Annotated in this window: 18 protein-coding genes; 8 read left to right on the forward strand and 10 right to left on the reverse strand. The window is 72.8% G+C overall.

The annotated features are described in order from the left end of the window. Positions 1-79: 79 nt before the first annotated feature. The gene (locus OG293_RS05610) at positions 80-385 is read right to left on the reverse strand and encodes a 4a-hydroxytetrahydrobiopterin dehydratase (RefSeq protein ID WP_405997650.1); all 306 of its coding nucleotides are present in this window, start codon (positions 383-385) and stop codon (positions 80-82) included. 49 nt (positions 386-434) lie between these two features. On the opposite strand from OG293_RS05610, the gene OG293_RS05615 reads away from it, so the two are divergent. Then, positions 435-977: an FBP domain-containing protein gene (locus OG293_RS05615; RefSeq protein WP_405997651.1), complete on the forward strand. Its 543-nt coding sequence runs from the start codon at positions 435-437 to the stop codon at positions 975-977. 21 nt (positions 978-998) lie between these two features. On the opposite strand, the gene OG293_RS05620 is transcribed toward OG293_RS05615, so the two are convergent. Next, entirely contained in the window at positions 999-2537 is a 1539-nt protein-coding gene (locus tag OG293_RS05620; protein WP_405997652.1) for an ATP-dependent DNA ligase, read from the reverse strand. 300 nt (positions 2538-2837) lie between these two features. Between OG293_RS05620 and OG293_RS05625 the strand changes: the two genes are divergently transcribed. Then, positions 2838-3899, forward strand: coding sequence for a phosphatidylinositol-specific phospholipase C domain-containing protein (locus tag OG293_RS05625; protein ID WP_405997653.1), 1062 nt, complete (start codon positions 2838-2840; stop codon positions 3897-3899). Between the two features lie 63 nt (positions 3900-3962). On the opposite strand, the gene OG293_RS05630 is transcribed toward OG293_RS05625, so the two are convergent. Further along, positions 3963-4916 (reverse strand): RNA polymerase sigma factor, encoded by a 954-nt coding sequence (locus OG293_RS05630; protein ID WP_405997654.1) that lies wholly within the window; start codon positions 4914-4916, stop codon positions 3963-3965. 124 nt (positions 4917-5040) lie between these two features. On the opposite strand from OG293_RS05630, the gene OG293_RS05635 reads away from it, so the two are divergent. Then, a complete protein-coding gene (locus tag OG293_RS05635; RefSeq protein WP_405997655.1) occupies positions 5041-5442 on the forward strand; it encodes an SsgA family sporulation/cell division regulator in 402 nt (133 codons plus the stop codon). 290 nt (positions 5443-5732) lie between these two features. Further along, positions 5733-6218, forward strand: coding sequence for a peroxiredoxin (locus OG293_RS05640; protein WP_405997656.1), 486 nt, complete (start codon positions 5733-5735; stop codon positions 6216-6218). A gap of 87 nt (positions 6219-6305) precedes the next feature. Here OG293_RS05640 and OG293_RS05645 read toward each other — a convergent pair whose 3' ends face one another. The 5 genes from OG293_RS05645 to OG293_RS05665 all read right to left on the reverse strand — a co-directional run bounded on the left by OG293_RS05645 (position 6306) and on the right by OG293_RS05665 (position 12369). Then, on the reverse strand, positions 6306-7130 hold the full coding sequence (locus tag OG293_RS05645) for a hypothetical protein (RefSeq protein WP_405997657.1): 825 nt from the start codon (positions 7128-7130) through the stop codon (positions 6306-6308). After that, the gene (locus OG293_RS05650) at positions 7130-8395 is read right to left on the reverse strand and encodes a VWA domain-containing protein (RefSeq protein WP_405997658.1); all 1266 of its coding nucleotides are present in this window, start codon (positions 8393-8395) and stop codon (positions 7130-7132) included. The genes OG293_RS05645 and OG293_RS05650 overlap by 1 nt, the downstream gene beginning before the upstream one ends. Positions 8396-8562: 167 nt before the next feature. Further along, positions 8563-9615: a zinc-dependent alcohol dehydrogenase family protein gene (locus tag OG293_RS05655; protein ID WP_405997659.1), complete on the reverse strand. Its 1053-nt coding sequence runs from the start codon at positions 9613-9615 to the stop codon at positions 8563-8565. Positions 9616-9655: 40 nt separating this feature from the next. Then, entirely contained in the window at positions 9656-11740 is a 2085-nt protein-coding gene (locus OG293_RS05660) for a phage holin family protein (protein WP_405997660.1), read from the reverse strand. 224 nt (positions 11741-11964) lie between these two features. Continuing rightward, complete coding sequence (locus OG293_RS05665; protein ID WP_405997661.1) at positions 11965-12369, reverse strand: hypothetical protein; 405 nt, start codon at positions 12367-12369, stop codon at positions 11965-11967. 279 nt (positions 12370-12648) lie between these two features. On the opposite strand from OG293_RS05665, the gene OG293_RS05670 reads away from it, so the two are divergent. Beyond that, entirely contained in the window at positions 12649-13413 is a 765-nt protein-coding gene (locus OG293_RS05670) for an MBL fold metallo-hydrolase (protein ID WP_405997662.1), read from the forward strand. Next, positions 13410-14090 (forward strand): DedA family protein, encoded by a 681-nt coding sequence (locus tag OG293_RS05675; protein WP_405997663.1) that lies wholly within the window; start codon positions 13410-13412, stop codon positions 14088-14090. The genes OG293_RS05670 and OG293_RS05675 overlap by 4 nt, the downstream gene beginning before the upstream one ends. Here the strand turns inward: OG293_RS05675 and OG293_RS05680 are convergent. Then, positions 14070-15182 carry an MBL fold metallo-hydrolase gene (locus tag OG293_RS05680; protein WP_405997664.1) on the reverse strand — a complete coding sequence of 371 codons (1113 nt, stop codon included), beginning with the start codon at positions 15180-15182 and terminating at the stop codon, positions 14070-14072. The genes OG293_RS05675 and OG293_RS05680 overlap by 21 nt on opposite strands. Positions 15183-15194: 12 nt before the next feature. Continuing rightward, complete coding sequence (locus OG293_RS05685) at positions 15195-16412, reverse strand: aminotransferase class I/II-fold pyridoxal phosphate-dependent enzyme (protein WP_405997665.1); 1218 nt, start codon at positions 16410-16412, stop codon at positions 15195-15197. A gap of 146 nt (positions 16413-16558) precedes the next feature. Between OG293_RS05685 and OG293_RS05690 the strand changes: the two genes are divergently transcribed. Continuing rightward, positions 16559-18085 (forward strand): bifunctional phosphatase PAP2/diacylglycerol kinase family protein, encoded by a 1527-nt coding sequence (locus OG293_RS05690; protein WP_405997666.1) that lies wholly within the window; start codon positions 16559-16561, stop codon positions 18083-18085. 98 nt (positions 18086-18183) lie between these two features. Next, a complete protein-coding gene (locus OG293_RS05695) occupies positions 18184-18687 on the forward strand; it encodes a GNAT family N-acetyltransferase (RefSeq protein WP_405997667.1) in 504 nt (167 codons plus the stop codon). The last annotated feature ends 190 nt before the right edge of the window (positions 18688-18877 follow it).

Raw genomic sequence — 18877 nt, forward strand, 5'->3', positions numbered from 1 at the left:
GCGCTGGGGAGCCCGGGTGCCCGTGGGCCAGGGCCTCTCGTTGGATCGGGCCGGATCCGACGAGAGGCCCCAGCGCACCTCAGCGCGCGCCGTGTCCCGCGGCGATTTCCTCCACCCGCTGGGCCAGCACGAAGTCCTTCTCGGTGACCGCGCCGCCGGCGTCATGGGTGTTCACCGACACATCCAGGGTGTTGTAGCCGAGTGTCAGGTCCGAGTGGTGGTTCAGCTCGTCCTGGATCTGGGCGATGTGTACGACCATCGCGGTCGCCGCGAAATGGGTGGGGAGACGGAACGCTCGCGCGATACGGTCACCCTCCAGGGACCAGCCGGGAAGCTCCCGCAACCGGTCCTCGATCTCCTTCTGTGACAGCGGCTCTGTAGGCATGACCTGGATCCCTTCAGGAAACGGCGGCGACGTCGCCACCATAAAGGGGATGCCCGTACCAACGCGCTCTGTGTACGTTCCACCGGTGGACGCACTGACCGAAAAACAGATACGCGGATCCTTCGTCAACTGCACGAAGGGAGAGGCGACCCGCCTGAAGCTCCCCACCGACTTCGCCGAAGTCCCCTGGGCGGATCTGGACTTCCTGGGCTGGAGCGATCCCGGGGCTCCGCTGCGGGCGCATGTCGTCCTCCCCCGCGAGGACGGCCCGGTCGGAATCACCCTGCGTGTCCCGTCCACCGGACGGACCAGTGCCGTGAAGTCGAGCATGTGCCAGGTCTGCCTCACCGGCCACGCCTCATCCGGAGTGACGCTCTTCGCCGCCCCGCTGGCCGGCGCGGCCGGCCGGGAGGGCAACACCGTGGGCGCCTATCTCTGCGCGGACCTCGCCTGCTCGCTGTACGTCCGGGGCAGGAAGCTGCCGAAGCTGCGCGGCGGGCTGCACGAGGAGACCCTCACGCTCGACGAGCGGATCACCCGTACGGTCGGCAATCTGACGGCCTTCGCCGACAAGGTGATGGGCCTGCGCTGAGGGGCGGCGTCCGCGCGTCCTTCAGGCGCGGGACTGCAGGACCTGATCGACGGTGTCGGCCTGCTCCGCACTCTTGTCGGGGCGGTGGCGCAGGACGCGGGCGAAGCGGAGAGCGACCCCGGCCGGGTAGCGGGACGAGCGCTGCACTCCGTCGTAGGCGATCTCGACGACGAGTTCGGGGCGGACCCTGACCGTGAACCCGTCGTCGTCGACGGCCAGTTCGCGCAGCCGGTCCGTCTGCCAGCGCAGCATCGCGTCGGTCAGGCCCTTGAAGGTCTTGCCGAGCATGACGTAGGTACCGTCAGCGGCGCGTGCGCCGAGGTGGAGGTTGGAGAGCAGCCCGGTGCGCCGGCCGTGCCCCCACTCGGCGGCCAGGACGACGAGGTCGAGTGTGTGGACCGGCTTGACCTTGAGCCAGGACCGGCCTCGGCGGCCCGCGACGTACGGCGCGTCGAGCGCCTTGACCAGGACACCCTCGTGGCCGCGGCGCAGCGTATCGCCGAGGAACTGCTCGGCGGCGGCGATCTGCGGACCGGAGGAGGGGTCGTCGACGACGGCGCGGCGTACCCGCATGGGCTCGGGGACGAGGCGGGCGAGGACGGTGTGCCGTTCGCCGCCCGGGAGGTCGAGCGTGTCCTCGCCGTCGGCCGCGAGGACATCGAAGAAGACGGGCGACAGGGGTAGCGCGGCCCGCGCCGCGGCCACATCCGTACGGGAGCCGACACGGGAGGCGATGTCCTGGAAGGAGCGGGGGCGTCCGGAGTTGTCCAGGGAGATCACCTCACCGTCCAGAATGAAATGATCCCCCGTCATGTTCCGGGCTGCGTCGGCCACTTCGGGGAGGCGGTCGGTGATGTCGTCGAGGGAGCGGGTGTAGACGCGGACGTCGTCTCCGTTGCGGTGGACCTGGACGCGGATGCCGTCGAGTTTCTCCTCGACCACGCACGGGGTGCCGAGCGTCGCGACGGCTTCCGTGACCGACTTCGCGGTGTGGGCGAGCATCGGAAGGACGGGGGTCCCGACGCGCAGCCGGAACGTCGCGAGGGCGGCCGGCCCCTCGGTGAGCAGGGCGCGGGCCACCCGGGGCAGCGACCCGTCGAGCATGACGGCCCGCCGCACATCGGCAGCGGGGGCGTCGGCGGCCTTGGCGACTCCCTCCAGCGCGATCGCGTCGAGTGCCCCCTGCCTCACCTCCCCTGTCAGCAGACGCATCAGAAACTCCTGCTCCGATGCGGTGGCGGCGGCCATGAGCTCCCGGACGAGCCGTTTCCGCTCGCCCTGGGCCCCTGCGCCGGTGACGGCGGCGAGGCGGGTGAGCGCGGCGTCGGTGTCGGCGACGGTGAGCTGCGGGGCTTCCGCCGCGGTGACGCTCTCCTTGAGCACGCTCCAGCCGATGCCGATACTGCCCTGCGGAAGACGCCCGGCGAGATAGGAGATGACGAGCCCGACCTCCTCGGGCCGGGCCTCCGCGAACAGCTCGCCGAGCGCGGCGATCTTCCGCGACCTGGACGAGGTCGCGGCGACATCGCGGGACACATCGGCGAGCCGGGCGAGCAGCATGCGGCCCATGGTGCCTCGGGTCGCGGGGCGGGGCACGTCGTGGGACGGGCGTTTCCCCCGTCCCGTCCCTTCGAACCCACCGGCAGCGCTGCCGCGGTCCCCCGGGAGCCGGGGCGGGGACCGCCCTGTCAGGTGCGGGTCCGGGTGCCGGGGGGGCTGGCCGGAGCCCCTCATTCGAAGAGATCCGCGCACATCCGGCGCACCGTTGTCGGCCGAGTACAGTCTCCCCACGGTTCACTCAACTCCCCTACTCTTCCGTCGACTTGATCGGAACGACCACACGACCTGAAGGCAGGGACCATGGGGAAGCTCTCGCGCGCCGCCGTGACGTCGACCATGGCGGCCGGACTGTTCGCCGCCGCTCTCGCCCCGACGGCGGCGGCCACGCCCACCTCGGCGGACCCGGGGCAGCTGCCCTACTCGTCCGCCACCTGGGTCGGTGTTCACAACGCGTACGAGAAAACCAAGTACTCGTACTTCGCGGACGCCCTCGACTCCGGCGCGGGAATGCTCGAACTCGACGTCTGGACCAATGTCTTCGGCCGCTCCTGGCGCGTCTCCCACAGCAACCCCCTCGGCAACGACAACAACTGCGAGAACGCGGCCAACGCCGCCCAGCTGCGCACCAGGTCCAGAAACCAGGATCTCGGCGGCTGCCTCGCCGACATGAGGGCGTGGCACGACGCCCATCCGGGGCACCGTCCCATCCTGGTCAAGATGGAGATGAAGGACGGCTTCCAGAACAACAACGGCCGCGGCCCCGCCGCCCTCGACGCGCTGCTCTCCGCACACCTCGGCGACGCGCTGTTCCGCCCGGGTGATCTGACGGGCAGCCACCCCGACCTCGACACGGCCGTACGGGCGAACGGCTGGCCCGCGCGCTCGGCCCTCGCGGGCACGTTCGTGATCGAGCTCATTCCCGGCACGGTCGAGAGGGGCAACCCCCTCGACACCCTGTGGACCGACCGGGAGTACGCCATGCATCTGCGCGGGCTCGCGGCCGTCGGCAGGCTCCGGGACGCGGCGGCGTTCCCCGCCGTCCTCGGTGCGGCGGCCGGCGACCCCCGCACCCGGTACACCGATGCGGGCCTCCGCCCCTGGTTCGTCCTCTTCGACGGGGACGCGGGCAGCTACGCGGGCGGGACCGTCGACACCTCCTGGTACGACCGGAACCACTACCTCGTCGTCATGACGGACACCCAGGGCGTCGCACCCGCGATCGACGGCACGAACCCGACCGAGACCCAGGCGCGGGACCGTGTCGGGCTGCTCGCCGGCCGCCATGCGAGCGTGGTCTCGGCCGACTGGTACCCGCTGCCGTCCGTACTGGCCACCGTGGTGCCGCGGGGCGCCGGTCAGTAGCGAATCGATCGTTGTACATGTCACACCCGAGGCGCCGGCAGCAGGGAACGCCCCGAGGGTGGTTTACCGTTCACCTATGCGTGGGTGTGATGAACGGGTGTCCCGGGCCTCACCTGTCGCCCCAGGGAAGATCGTTCGACTGAAGCCCTGTGGAGCGTCTCCCCGTGAGGCGACCGCCCTGCCCACCCGCCTCGCGCCGCCCCGGCCGGAAACCCCCGTCCGGCCGGGGCTTCCCCTTTTCCACGGCGAGCACATGCCGTGCGAACTCCCCGCGCCGCCGACCGGCCCGCCTCTCATGAGCGGCGACAGGAACGCCCCCGGCCCGCCGAGCGCGAAGGCCAGCAGCGCGGGCCCGACGAGGCCGGGCAGACGGCCGTCCGCGCGGGTCAGCACGGCCAGCCGGGACCGGCAGTCCGCGCAGCCGTCCAGATGTGAACGCAGATCATTCGCCTGATTGGGTGAGTGCGCCTCCAGAATGTGCGCCGGTATCCGGTTCCAGTGCACCGAGCAGGCCGGATCGGCGGGCAGCCCTGGATGCTCGCGCAGAAATGCCTTCCGCATACCGTGGCGGGCCCGGCGCACATCCACGGGCAGGCCCTCGGCCTCGGCCAGCCAGAGAGCCCCGACCCAGCGCTCGGGCAGTTGCCCGAGGACGCGGGAGAGGAGTCCGACCCAGGCGATCCGGCGGCCCGGGTCCCCGACCCCGGCCGTGATCCTGATCCCGGCCCCATCGAGGACAAGCCCCCCGTCGGCCGCTCCCCCCGCGGCCCCCACCTCCGCAGGGCTCGCCTCCGCCTCCACCAGCCCGCGCACGGTGGCCGCGAGGCGTCCCGGCACATCATCGACCGCATGGCCCAGATACCTCCGCCAGACCCGGAAGCACGCCTCGGCCACCAGGTCCTCGGCCAGCCACGGGTCGCCGGTGAGGGAGCGCGCGTATGCGACGAGCTGCGGCTGCTGCTCCTGGTACCACCGCGCACAGGCCGCAGAGTCCAGGACCTCGGGACACTCGGACATGAGCGGACTCCTGACCCTTTTAGGGCATGTAGCCAGAGATCCACCCTCTAACGAGCGAATCTCCCCGCTGCGAGTTTTAGTGACTCAGACCAGTCAGGCCACCGATGGTCAGAGGAGTGGATCGATGTCCCCCACCGTCGAGCAGTCCGTCCGGGCCCGTCTCATCAGCGACGCGCCTCACCCCGCCGGCATACCGGTGCGCCTGCGCTCCAGCGACGACGACCCGGGTTCCCTGCACATGCACTTCCCGCCCGAGGTGTGTCTCGGCGGCAGGGCCGAGATCTGGACCTTCCCCCGCAGCCTGCTGGACCAAGGACTGCGAACCCCGTCCGGCACCGACGATGTGCGCATCTGGCCGTGCGGCCGGGCCCAGACGATGGTGGAGCTGCGCTCGCCCGAAGGCGTGGCGCTGCTCCAGTTCGACACGGTGCGGCTGCGGCGTTTCCTGCTGAACTCGTACGCGCAGGTGCCCGGCGACGGCGGCGCGCCACGGCAGGACACCCTGCTGCGCAAGGCTCAGGGCTGAGCCGACCGTTCGTTCGGATCTGGCCGGATCAGCGAGCCCGGCAAGATCCGAACGAGAGGCCCTGGAGGCATGGCCCCTGGGGGCTGCGGGCACCCCCGGCTCGGCGCGCGCCCTCCCGGCTGCCCGGACGACCTTCGATTGCAACCCGGCCACGATCCCCGGTTCGTCTTCCATCCGCGGCCCGCTTCGGCGTGGACTGAGTGGGTGAGCGGCCCTCGTTGATCACCTCGGCGAGGAGCCGGAAGCAGGCCGGACGCCCGTCCGTCCGCACTCGAAGCGCAGGAGTTCTCTTGGCAGCGTCACCTGAACTGGGCAGGCCCGTCGACGACTTCACGCTCCCCGGAGGCGTACTGGTCGACGACGTCTTCGAGCGGCGTGACTTCTCGCTCGGCGAGCAGCGCGGGCGCCCGCTGGTCATCGCCTTCTATCCCGGCGACGACACCACGGTCTGCACCAAGCAGCTGTGCTCGTACTCCAGCGGTCTGGAGGCGTTCACCGGGTGCGGGGCCGATGTCTGGGCCGTCAGCCCGCAGAGTGTCGACAGCCATGAGTCGTTCGCCCGCAAGTACGCGCTGCGGATGCCGCTGCTCGCCGACACCGGCAGGGCCCTCGCGCGGGCCTTCGGCATCGCGGCCCCGGGGATCGGGCTGCGCCGTGCGGTGTTCGTCATAGCGGCCGACGGGACGCTCCACTGGAAGCATGTGGCGCTGTTCGGTGCGACGTTCCAGTCGAAGGAGACACTGGCCGCGCAGCTCGCCGCGCTCCAGAAGGCCTGATGTGGCCGGTGCGCATGCCGGGCCCCGGGTATGGCATGCGCACCGGGCCGAGTGGCCACGGCGGACACGCCGTGGCCACTGCCCGTGTCAGGCCGCCGGCGGTACGCGCGAGGGGCGCCCGGAGCCTCGGGTGAGGGAGTGGCCGCCGACGGCCGCGAGCGCGCCGAGCAGCCCGCCCGCGACCGTCCAGATCCAGCGGTCGGACCACCAGCCGGAGGCCCAGCCACCGTCCGGTTCGCCGAGCGCGGCAGCCTGCTTCGGCGCGCTGTCCTTGCCGGCCTCCTTCGCGCCGGTGCTGCTGCCCGGCACGAGCGGGGCGGCGAGCGATCCGTCGACCGCGTATGCGCCGCCCGCATCCGCCGAGGTGGCCTCGATCTCGGCCCGTACGGGCAGTCCCAGGTCTTCCTCGGGCAGATCGCCGACGGTCAGCCGGATGTAGTAGCTGCCCGGCAGCGGGTCGTTGTCCCACGGCTCGGCCCAGGAGCGGACCGTGCGCAGGGTGCAGGACAGCTCGACCGTCGCGGCCTCCTTGGCGGCTCCCCTGGTCTGCATGCCGTACATGCAGGGCTGGCGCCGGCGCAGGCCGTCGTACACATCGAGCCGCCAGGTGGACGAGCCGTGCCTGGCGCCCGCGTCGGGCAGCGTGACTCTGGCCCTGACCGTGGCCCGCCGTCCCGCGTCGGCGGGGAACACCCAGTAGAGGTAGTCGCCGGCGGATGCCTCGGCGGTGGCCTTCCGGCCCTGCTCGATCGCGGTGGCGTCACGGAAGCCGGTGCCCGCCTTGGTCGGTCCGGCCGCGTCCCCGCTCTTGGCCGGACTGGGCGTCGGGTCGTCAGCGACAGCAGCTCCCGCCCCTGCGCTCAGCGCGCCGGCGGTCAGCAGAGCGGTCGTCAAGGCGCGTGCGATACGCATCAGTTGGTCCTCCATACGGCAATGCGCCAGCGTGAGATCCAGCCCCACAGCAGCCCGGTCGCCAGGCCGGTGAGCACCAGGACGGCGAGGAGCCACCAGCCGCGGCCGAGGCCGAAAGCGGCCACGTCGGCCGCCTCGTCGGGACCGTCGACGATGTCGACGGTGAGCTCCACGGGCAGGCCGGGGTCGGTCTTCACCGAGGCGGGCGCCGAGAAGGAGTTGCTGACCTGGAGGCAGACCGTCTCGGCGGTCCGCTCGGCCTCGTCGTCGGCGGGAGCCTTCGGATAGCGCAGGCCGGTGGAGATGAGATCGGTGCGTCCGTCACCCGCCTCCGAGCCGCGGACGATTTCCCGGCCGTGGACGGTCACGGCCCGCAGCAGTACGCCGTAGTCGTTGTTGACGGCCCGGTCGGCGGCGACGCTGACGGAGGCGCGCAGCTCCTGTCCGGGACGGACGTCCACCCGGTACCAGCGGTGCTCGCCGAACTTCTCGCGATCGCTGTACAGGCCCGGCTTCAGCTGCGGGGCCTTCGCGCACTCCCGCGCGCCCTCGGTCGCCACCGGCGTGACGACCGGTTCAGCGGCGCGGTCCACCAACTGGCTGACCCGGTCGGAGAGTTCGTCGGTGTGCTGCACCGAGGTGTAGGTGCCGCCGGTGGCCTCGGCGATACAGCTGAGCTGGTCGCGGGTCTTGGCGTCCGGGACCAGGCCGAGTGTGTCGATGACCAGATGGATCCCCTTGGCAGCGATGTCACGTGCCACCTCGCACGGGTCGAGCGGGGCGCAGGTGTCCTCGCCGTCCGTGATGAGCACGATCCTCCGGGTGGCGTCGCCACCCTTCAGGTCGTCGGCCGCGCCGAGCAGGGCGGGCCCGATCGGGGTCCAGCCGGTGGGCGCGAGCGTCGCGACCGCGGTCTTCGCCTCGGTACGGTCGAGCGGGCCGACCGGGTAGAGCTGCCGGGTGTCCTTGCAGCCGAGCTTCTTGTCCTTGCCCGGGTAGTTGGCCCCGAGGGTGCGTATGCCGAGTTCCACCTCGCTCGGCACGGCGTCGAGTACGTCGTTGAACGCCTGCTTCGCGGCGGCCATGCGTGTCTGGCCGTCGATGTCCCGCGCGCGCATCGAGCCGCTGACATCGAGCACCAGCTCGACCTTCGGAGACGGTTTCGCCGCTGGTTCGTCGGCGGCGGCGCCTGCCGGGAAGAGCCCGGCGGCCAGGACGGCGAGCAGACCGCACACCCCGGCCGCCAGCCGATTTCTTGTGATCATCACCGGATGGTATTGATGTTCGCCCGGCGATCCAAAACGGGCCGACGGCGCGGGGGTTGGGGCAGGTGATCCTGCCGGGTCACGCGATCAGAGCATCTGGTCGTCGGCCTGCGCGGGGCATGCGCTGCCGCGGTGTGGCTCGGATCCGCTCTGCCGGGGTACGCGTATTACGCCGAACTCACCGCCGTGTGCGGTGTGATCACGGTGACGCCGGCCGGGGACGCGGTGCCGAGTGCGGCCAGCGCGGCAGGCACATCGTCGAGGCCGATGGCGCTCGTCACCAGCCGGTCGGGCCGCAGTGCGCCGGTGGCCACCATGGCCATCATCTCCGGGTAGTCATGCGCGGCCATGCCGTGGCTGCCGAGGATCTCCAGCTCCAGCGGGACCAGTCGGTCCATCGGCAGATGGACGCCCGCGGGCAGCAGACCGACCTGCACGTGGCGGCCCTGGCGGCGCAGGCTCTGTACGGAGTTCACACAGGTCGCCGGAGCTCCCAGGGCATCCAGCGAGAGATGCGCGCCGCCGCCGGTCGCCTCGCGGACGGCCTCGGCGACCGATCCGGCACGCGCCGCCGCGTCCACGCATGCCTCGGCCCCGAACGTCCGCGCCAGCTCCAGCGCCCGCGGCGAGACATCGACGGCGACGACCCTGGCCCCGCAGGCCGCGGCGATCATCACCGCGGACAGGCCCACGCCACCGCAGCCGTGCACGGCGACCCACTCCCCCGGCCGCACCCGGCCCTGGCCCACGACGGCCCGGAACGCGGTGGCGAACCGGCAGCCCAGGCTCGCGGCCGTGGTGTACGACATCGCCTCGGGCAGGGCGACCAGATTGGCGTCGGCGTGGTGGACGGGCACGTACTCGGCGAAGGACCCCCAGTGGGTGAAGCCGGGCTGCTCCTGGCGCTCGCACACCTGCTGGGCGCCGCGTATGCACGCGGGGCACCGGCCGCAGGCGCAGATGAAGGGCACGGTGACCCGGTCGCCGGGCCGCCAGTTGGCGACGCCGTCGCCCACCGAGGCGACTGCTCCGGCCAGTTCGTGCCCGGGGACGTGCGGAAGGGTGATGTCGCTGTCGTGTCCCATCCAGCCGTGCCAGTCGCTGCGGCACAGCCCGGTCGCCTCGACCCTGATCACCGCCCCGCCGGGGGACGGCACGGGGTCGGGGACCTCGCGCACGTCGAGCGGCTTCCGGAACTCCTCGAACACCACTGCACGCACTGGACGCACTCCCCGGTCCGGCGGATCTCCCGCGCTGCCCCTACGGCGTCAAGGTATCCGGAGGGGAGGGTTCTGCGGCAGTCCCGATCGGCACCTGCGGGCCGGCACACTCGCGAAGCCAGCGCCGCAGTACGCGGTGCACCCGCTCCGCGCCGACGAGTTCGGCGCCGACCCCGACGGGCGGGGTCAGATCGAGCGGCGACAGCAGGAACGGCTGGGACTGCTCGCCGCCGAGGCCGCCGTGGGAGCCGATCTGTTCCTCGAACGCGTGCACCGTGCCCGCCTTCGGGTCGTACATCGAGTTGACCATGATGTCGGCGACGTGCGGGAACCCGTCGGTGCGCCGCACCGCCTCGGCCGCGCCCGGCCCGAACGCCGACAGCGGGCCGTGGTCGGACAGCTGGGCGATGGGCACTTCGGCGCCGTCGGGGCCGAGCACCAGGGAGCCGTGCTCCTCGCTGCGGACCAGCAGAAAGCCGATGCCCGGGTGGCTCGCGAGGGTGTGGAGCAGCCCCGGGTGGCGCCGTTCGATCTGTTCGCGGCTGAGGCGGTCCGCACTGTCGGGGAAGGAGATCAGCGCGAGGTTGCCGGAGGCGAGTACGACCGGGTCGGAGCCCGGCTCGGGGCGCTCGTCCTCGCCGTCGGTCCGCTGCCGGTGCAGGGCGCCGCGCAGGGCGTCGCCCGCCGCGTCCCGGGCCTCGGCCCCGCTCCTGGAGCGCCCGGCCCGGCGTGAGACCGGCAGCCCGCAGCCGGCCCGTACGAGGTCCTTCAGGGTGAGGCCATAAGCACTCTCGAAGGTCTCCCCGGGGCTCTGGCCGTGGTCGGAGAGCAGCACGATCCGGTAGGTGCGGGGCGCGTGGTCGGCGACCTTGGCGATCAGTGCGAGGGAACGGTCGAGGCGTCGCAGCACGAGCCGGGCGTCCCTGCTGTGCGGCCCGGAGTGATGCGCCACTTCGTCGAAGGCGACCAGGTCGGCGTAGACCGCGGTGCGCCCGGCCAGCATGTCCCCGATGACCGCGGCGACCACCACGTCCTTCTCGACGACGGTGGCGAAGGCCCGGATGAAGGGGTACAGCCCGCCGCGGCCGGTGCGCGGCGAGTCGCCGCGCAGCCGGGACCGCGTCGACTGGCCGATCTCACGGGCGACTTCGGCGACGAAGGACAGCGCGGTACGCACCGCGTTGGCGGGGTCGGAGAAGTACGCGAAGTAGCCGGCCCTGGAGCGGTTGGCCCGGCCGCGCCGGGCTGCCATGGACAGGACGAGTGCGAGCTGGTCGGCGCCGCCGCTGAAGAGATTGCCGCGGCTGGCTCCGTCGACGGTGAGCAGTCCGCCGTCGCCGGTGCGCGCGATGGCGCGTCGCTGGAGTTCGACGGCGCTCGCGGGCCGGTTGCTGACCATGACCCGGCCGGTGTCCTTCTCGTACCAGCGAAAGGCGGGGACGTCGTGGTTGGAGCCGTGCAGGATGCCGAGCTGACTGGCGCCCGTCTGGCTGGACCAGTCGGTGCGCCACGGGGTGAGCCGGTGGGTCGCTCCGACCCAGCCGGCGACGGTCGGCATCACTCCGTCGTCGGCGGCGCGCCTGAGCACGTCGTGCCCGACGCCGTCGAGCTGCAGAAAGACCGTGCCGGGCGTGCCGCTGCCGGCGCCGTCCTCGCCGCTGCGCCGTCTGCGGCGGTCGGCGAGCCGGGAGAGTCTTCGGCGGTAGGCGTTGTCGTCCCGTACGGCAAGGGCGGTGGAGGTAGCCGAGGCGACGGCGGACATCACGGCGGCGACGACGACCGCGGTCTCCGGGTCGGCCGCGCCGCGCCCGTCGGGGATCAGCCAGAGCGCGATCAGCAGCAGCGAGCCGTTGAGGAAGAACACCAACAGGCCGAGTATCAGGGCCGGTACGAGCAGCAGGGCGCGCACGACGACGGGCCAGACCAGCGCGGTGAGCAGACCGAAGGCGCCGGCGCCCAAGGCGGCGGTGACGGCTGTCCTGGTGACGGAGTCCCCGTCGTCGGACTGGAGCTGGAAGTCGGGCAGCAGCCCGGCGAGCGCCAGCATGGTCAGCGTGGACACGGCCCACACCACGATCACGCGCACAAGGGCTCTGCCGGCCGTACGCCATCGCCCTTCGACCACGCCGCTGTCACCTCACCCTTCGACCACGCCGCTGTCACCTCACCCTTGGACCAGGTCTCCAGCCTTGCACAAGGGCGGGCTTGATCCGTCGGAGCGGCCGAGGGGGGCCGGGCCCGCGTCGCCTTCAGGGGCGGGCATCGGGTCGGCGGGCGCGGGCACGCCAGTGATGGCGGCCGGTACGGGCGCCTCGGGGCGGCCGGTCCGGAGGCGGCGCGCGGACGTCGTCAGCAGCCGTCGTAGCCCGCTGTGGGCATGGAGAGCCTGCGGTGGACATTGGCCTTCATCGCCGCGTCGTACACGGGCTCGTCCAGGTTCGCCGTCTCCAGCCGTACGCCTCTGCGCCCGCACTCCGCTCGGAATCCGGCGACGTGGGTGAGGGCCCCGGCGAGCACGCGCTCGTTGGGGGCGACGAAGAGGTCCACCAGCCCCGCGTCGACATCGGTCCACAGGGCGGTGTGGTCGGGGCGCAGGCGGTAGAAGAGCAGCTGCCGGGTGACGACATGGCCCTGGTCGGCGGCCCAGCGGGCGCACATCGCGTGCTGGCTGCGGGTGTCCACGAGAAAGGGGTCGCGGTCGAGTTCTTCGAGCGGGGTCAGGCTGGCGATGGCCGCCACTCGTAAGCCGTCCACGGAAGGTCCTCCTGCACTCGCCTGTCGTCGGCCGCCGACCCTACTCCGGCGTCCGGGGCCTGTCGTTTGGATCGTGCCCCGCTCGGTCCGGACGATGAGCTCCGCGGAGTGTCCGCGTGGCAGCGGCGTACGCCCCAAGGGCGTCACGGACCGGGCGAGACCTTACGGACACGACCTCACAGAGCGATACGCCGAGGGCCTCTCGGTTGGATCAGCCTGATCCAACCGAAAGAACCTAGGCTCGTACGCGTACGCCGACGAGGTAACGAGGAGGCGCGTGTGGAGGTCACCTGGTGGGGTCACGCCACCTGCACGGTCGAGGACTCCGGCGTCCGGGTGCTGACCGATCCGCTGTTCACGCGCCGGCTCGCGCATCTGCGCCGGCGGCGGGGTGAGCTGCCACCCGCGCGGGCCGCGGTGGCAGAGGCGGTCCTCGTCTCCCATCTGCACTCCGACCATCTGCATCTGCCCTCGCTGGCGCGCCTCGCGCCCGGGACCCGGCTGGTCGTGCCCAGGGCCGCGACGCGGTCCGTGCCGGGGCTGGCACGGCTGGGGCTGCCGGTCACCGAAGTGGCTCCCGGCGACGAGGTGCGGGTCGGTGAGCTGGTGGTGCGGGCCGTGCCCGCGATGCACGACGGGCGGAGGCTGCCGCTCGGGCCGCACCGGTCACCCGCGCTCGGATATGTGATCAGCGGCGAGGCGCGTACGTACTTCGCCGGGGACACGGGGCTCTTCGACGCGATGGCCGACGAGGTCGGACCGGTCGATGTCGCCCTGCTGCCGGTGGGCGGCTGGGGGCCGTACCTGGGCCGCTCGCATCTGGACGCGGGCCGGGCGGCGCAGGCGCTGGCCTCACTCGCGCCGCGCGCGGCCGTGCCGGTGCACTACGGCACGTACTGGCCGATCGGGATGGACCCGATCCGGCCGCACGAGTTCTACGCCCCGGGCGAGGAGTTCGTACGGAAGGCGGCCCGCCTGGCTCCCCAGGTGGCGGTGCACCGGCTGGGCCACGGCGAGCGGATCAGACCGGAGGCGGCCCGGTGATATCCCGGCAGTGGCAGTCGCTCGGGCAGCTGTCGGAGGTGGTGAGGCGGCTGCCGCCGGAGTCGACGCAGCAGGCGGTCGGCTATCCCTCGCTCTTTCTCCTGGTGGCGCTGGGCTCCCTGGTGCCCGTGGTGCCGACGGGGGCCGTGGTGAGCTCGGCGGCGGTGGTGGCCTTCCATCAGACCACTCCACTGTCCCTGCTGTACGTCTTCCTGGTGGCGTCGTTCGCCGCGTTCCTCGGGGATGTGACGCTGTACTGGCTGGGGCAGCGCGGGGTGCGTTCCAGGAACGGCTCGCGGTGGCTCGAAGCGCTGCGCGATCGTGCCGCGCCCGACCGGCTGGAGCAGGCTCAGCGCAGACTGGACGCGCACGGGGTGACGGTGCTGGTGCTCTCCCGGCTGGTGCCGGCCGGGCGGATCCCGGTCATGCTGGCCTGTCTGCTGGCCCGGATGCCGCTGCGGAGGTTCGTGCGGGGGGACGTCCCGGCGTGCCTGGCCTGGGCGGCGACGTATCAGCTGATCGGGATTCTGGGCGGCTCGCTGTTCCCCGAGCCGTGGCAGGGCGTGGTCGCGGCGGTGGCGCTGACAGCGGTGATCAGCTCGGCTCCGGCGCTGTGGCGCAGGGTCCGGCGCGGGTCCCGCTCCGGGCCTGCCGACTCATCCGGTCAGCAGGCGTGAGCCGCCCACCGGCAGATCCCACAGCTGGCGGCGGGGCCTGCCCGTGCGCTCCCAGGCCGCCCGGACGCGGGTGAGCGGCTCAAGGACCGGCTCGGCGGAGAGCACAAAGGTCGCCCAGTGCATCGGGGCCATGTTCCGGGCCCCGAGATCCTCGAAGGCGCGCACCGCCTCGTCCGGGTCGGTGTGCACATCGCTGAGCCACCAGCGCGGTTCGTACGCACCGATCGGCAGCAGGGCCAGGTCGAGACTGGGGTGGCGGCGGCCGATCTCCTCGAACCAGTGGCCATAGCCGGTGTCGCCCGCGAAGTACACGGACTGCCGGTGCTGGTCGGTCAGCACCCAGCCGCCCCAGAGCGAGCGGCAGGTGTCGGTGAGGGTGCGCTTGGACCAGTGGTGGGCCGGGACGAAGTCGAAACGGACGCCGTGCAGCTCCGCTCCCTCCCACCAGTCGAGTTCGGTCACCCCGGTGAACCGGCGGCGCCGGAACCAGCGGCCGAGCCCGGCCGGGACGAACACCGGCGTGTGGCGCGGCAGCCGCCTCAGGGTGGGGGCGTCGAGATGGTCGAAGTGGTTGTGGCTGATGACCACCGCGTCGATGGGCGGCAGATCCTCCCATCGGACGCCGACGGGGGTGATCCGGGCCGGGGTGCCGAAGATCCGGCGGGACCAGACGGGATCGGTGAGGACGGTGAGTCCGCCGATGGCGAGGACCCAACTGGCGTGTCCCGCCCAAGTGACGGCGACCGTCGCGGTGCCGACCACGGGGAGCGGGCCGGGCGCGAAGGGCAGCTGGGGAATGTCGCGCAGCCCGTCGGCACCGGGGCGTACGGCGCCTTCCCTGGCCAGCCGGGCCATGGCGCGTACGCCGGGCAGGGGCGCGGTCAGCCGGTCGGCGAAGGATCCCGGCCAGGTGCGGACCTCACCGAGAGGCCGGGGGCGGGAGACGGGGCGCACGCCGCCTGTCGTGGCTGCGGTCCCCGTGCGGTCCGAATGTCCCGCCGTACGGTCCGGGAGCCCCGCACGGTCCGAATGTCCCGCCGTAGAGTCCGCCGCCTGTCCCGAGTGCTCCGCCCGCTCCGTCTGTTCCGTCATCCGGGGCTCCGTTCAACGCAGTTCGTCGAAGGCCGTTCCAAGAATGCTCAACGCCTCGGCCACATGCGGCAATTCCAGGGGTGCCGGTGAGGTGAGGGATTCCTGCCGCTGCTCGGGAGTCGCTCCCAGCAGCGGGCCGGTGGCCAGCCGCACCCGCAGCGCGCCCAGCTCGTCGCCGAACCGGTGGCCGCCCGGAACAGGTGCCCCGAGCCGGTCGGTCAGATACTCCTCCAGTTCCATGGAGTCGGTCACACCCCGCTCGGCCAGCCGGGAGCGCAGCGGGCCGAGGTCGGCGTACAGGTGTCGGCCCGCCTGCGGCGGCCGGGCCAGGGCGCCGGAGACGAGCACCGCCCGGTGCGCCGCGGCGGCCACACGCGCGTGCAGGGCGGCCGCCCGCTCGGCCCGTTCGGTGACGGACGCCGGTTCATCGAGCGCGTGGGCGGCGGCGGCCGCGATCGGCTCCGCGACAACCGCGCCGAGCGCGGTGAGGATGTCGAGGGTTCTGGCCCGCCGCGTCGCGCTCCGGTCGCCGCCGGGGAAACGGGCGACGGCGACCGGCCAGGAGGCGGGGGTGAGCGCGCCCGACAGATCGCTGATGACCGTGACGTCGTCGGGGTACATCTCGGCGGGGCTCAGCAGCACGGTCTCGTGCGGCCGGTGGAGCGTGTCCCGCCACGTCTCGTCGCTGATGATGTGCAGGCCCTCGCCCACCGCGGCCTCGCACGCCTCGAGCACGGACTCGGGCGGGGCGACGGTGGCTGTGGGGTCGTCGGCCACGGACAGAATCAGCAGACGGGGCATGCCGCCCTCGGCGCGCACTCTGCGTACGGTCTCCAGCAGGGCGTACGGGTCGGGTACGCCACCGCACTCCGCCGGCGTCGGCACATGGTAGGCGGGCCGGCCCAGCAGCCGGGCCTGCGGAGTCCACCAGGCGGGGCAGGGCCGGGGCATCAGCACATCCCCTCGGTACGCCCCGATCAGCCCGAACAGCAGGGGCTGCGGGCCGGACGCTGCGACCACCTCGTCGGGCCGGGAGTGCAGTCCGCGCCGCCACCAGTAGCCGCAGACGGCCTCGCGCAGCCTCGGACCGCCGCCGGGAGGCTCCCCCGCGGCCCGGTCCGAGGCGGAGCCGAGTACATCGGCGAGCTCGGGGAGCACGGGCAGTCCGGGCTCGGGTGCGGGCGGACCGTAGCGGACCGGGCCGCGTCCCTCCGGAGCCGTCCGCCGCATGCCGCCACCTCCGTCCTTCGCGTCCCATGCCCTTTATACGGAGGTTTGCGGGTGTCCGCCGGGCGGGAGCCGCGGCCTGGGCGCTGACGTGGCCGAATGGGTTCCCCCCCTGCGTGGCAGGGCCGACGACGGGGTACCCGCGATCCATGTCCGACGTAGACGCACAAGGGATTCCTCAGCTCCGCGCCACAGTCTCGGAGCTGCTCGGTCAGTGGGACCGGCAGGCTTTTCACTCGGTGGCCGCCCGGCGGTGGCCGGGTGCGGAGCCCGTGCTGCCACGGCTGAGCCGCAGCGCCAACCACGGGCTGCTCTGGCTCGGCGCGGCCGCCGGGATCGCGGCGCTGGGGCACGGCGCCCGCTCGCGACGTGCCGCCGTACGGGGAGTGGCGTCCCTGGCGCTCGCCTCCGCGGCGATCAACACCGTGGGCAAGCACGCGGTGCGCAGGACACGGCCGCTGCTGGACGCGGTGCCGGTGATACGGCAGCTGAAGCGACAGCCGTTCACCACGAGCTTCCCCTCCGGGCACGCCGCTTCGGCTGCGGCCTTCGCGACCGGCGTCGCGCTGGAGTCGAGGGGCTGGGGAGCGGTGGTCGTGCCGCTGGCCGCTTCGGTCGCCTTCTCTCGTGTCTACACGGGCGTCCACTATCCGAGCGATGTTCTGGTGGGCGCGGCACTGGGCGTGGGCGCCGCGCTCGCGGTGCGCGGCATGGTGCCGACCCGCTCACAGCTGCCGCCGCCCGGCCGGCCGCATGTGGACGCGCCCGCGCTGCCCGAGGGCGAGGGCCTGGTCGTCGTGGTCAACCGGCAGGCGGGCTCTGCCGATTCGGCGGCGCTGCTGCGGGCGTCGCTACCGCTCGCCGAGGTCGTGGAATGCGCACCCGATGAGCTGTCGGCCGAGCTGGAGAAGGCGGCGGGGCGGGGCCGGGCGCTGGGTGTGCTGGGCGGCGACGGCACCGTCAACCGGGCCGCCACGGTCGCCGTTGCCCACGCTGTGCCGCTCGCGGTCTTCCCCGGTGGCACGCTCAACCACTTCGCGTACGACCTGGGCATAGAGGAGGTCGAGGACACCTGCCGTGCGGTGCGGGGCGGCGAGGCGGTACGCGTCGATCTGGGGCGCTTCACCCCCGGCCCACGCGGCGGCAAGAGGGACGGCGATCCGTCGGACGAGGCCCCGGCGTACTTCCTCAACACCTTCAGCCTGGGCGTCTACCCGGAGCTGGTGCGCATCCGAGAGCACTGGTCGCCGCGCATCGGCGGCTGGCCGGCCGGGGTGCTCGCGGCGGCGCGGGTGCTGCGCGGCGAGCACCCGCTGGAGGCCGAGGTGCAGGGCCGCCGCCGCCCGATGTGGCTGCTGTTCGCGGGGAACGGCATGTATCAGGCGATGGGCCCGACCCCGGGACACCGCCCGGATCTGGCGGACGGCCTGCTCGATGTGCGGATCGTGCACGGTGGCCGCTGGCCGGGGCTGCGGCTGCTGGCCGCGGCGCTCGCCGGCCCCCTGAGCCGCTCGCCGGTGCACGCGGCGCAGAAGCTGCGGAAGCTGCGGATCTCCGGCCTGACTCCGGGCACGCATCTGGCGTACGACGGCGAAGTGGCGCCCGCGCCACGGGAGTTGGTGGTGGACAAGGAGATCGAGGCGCTCACCGTCTACCGCCCGCAGGCCCTGCTCTGAGGTCGGGGCGACACGGATGCGCGCCGGGCGCGTGCCGTACCCGGGCGTGCGCGGAAATCTGATCGACGGGCTCGGGCGGCGTCCCGCACGATGGGCGCATGCAGATCCGCCGCGCGCAGACCCGTGACGCGCCGGGGATCGCCGCGGTGCACGGACGTTCCCGGCACGCGGCGTTCTCCGGTCTCGTACCGCAGGACCAGCTCGTCGCGCTCGATCCGGCTCGGGAGGCGCTGGCCTGGACGGGCCGGCTGACCGAGCCCCGCAGGCCCGCCGCGGGGGCGCTGGTCGCCGAGTCCGACGAGGGGATCGTCGCCTTCGCCGGTTACGGGCCGGGGCGCACGGCGGGCAGCGCGGAGATCGGCATGTTCTACGCGCTGCCCGAGGTCTGGGGCACCGGTGTCGGGAGAGCCCTGCTGGCCGCGGTCGTCCAGGAACTGACGCGCGCGGGCTGCACCAGGGTGACCCTGTGGGTGCTGGAGGACAACGACCGGGCCCGCCGGTTCTACGAGGCGGCCGGCTGGCGTCAGGACGGCGCCGTGGAGGTCGATACGACCGGCGGCCGTCCGCTGCTCAAGCTGCGCTATCAGCGGCCGATCCGGTGACTGCCGGAAGCACGGTGCACTCCCCGCGCCTCGGCAGGCGCGGCCGTTCGACGAGGCAGCCAGCCGCGAATGCGTCGGGGCCGGCGAGCAGCAGGAGGCCGCCGGTCTCCGGGATCGCTGTGGGTCCGCCGAGGTACCGACTCGAAACGGCGTGCGAGCGGCCACCGCCGTGCGCCGGAACGCTGTTCCC

Source organism: Streptomyces sp. NBC_00829, from assembly GCF_045161795.1.
Taxonomy (GTDB): Bacteria; Actinomycetota; Actinomycetes; order Streptomycetales; family Streptomycetaceae; genus Streptomyces.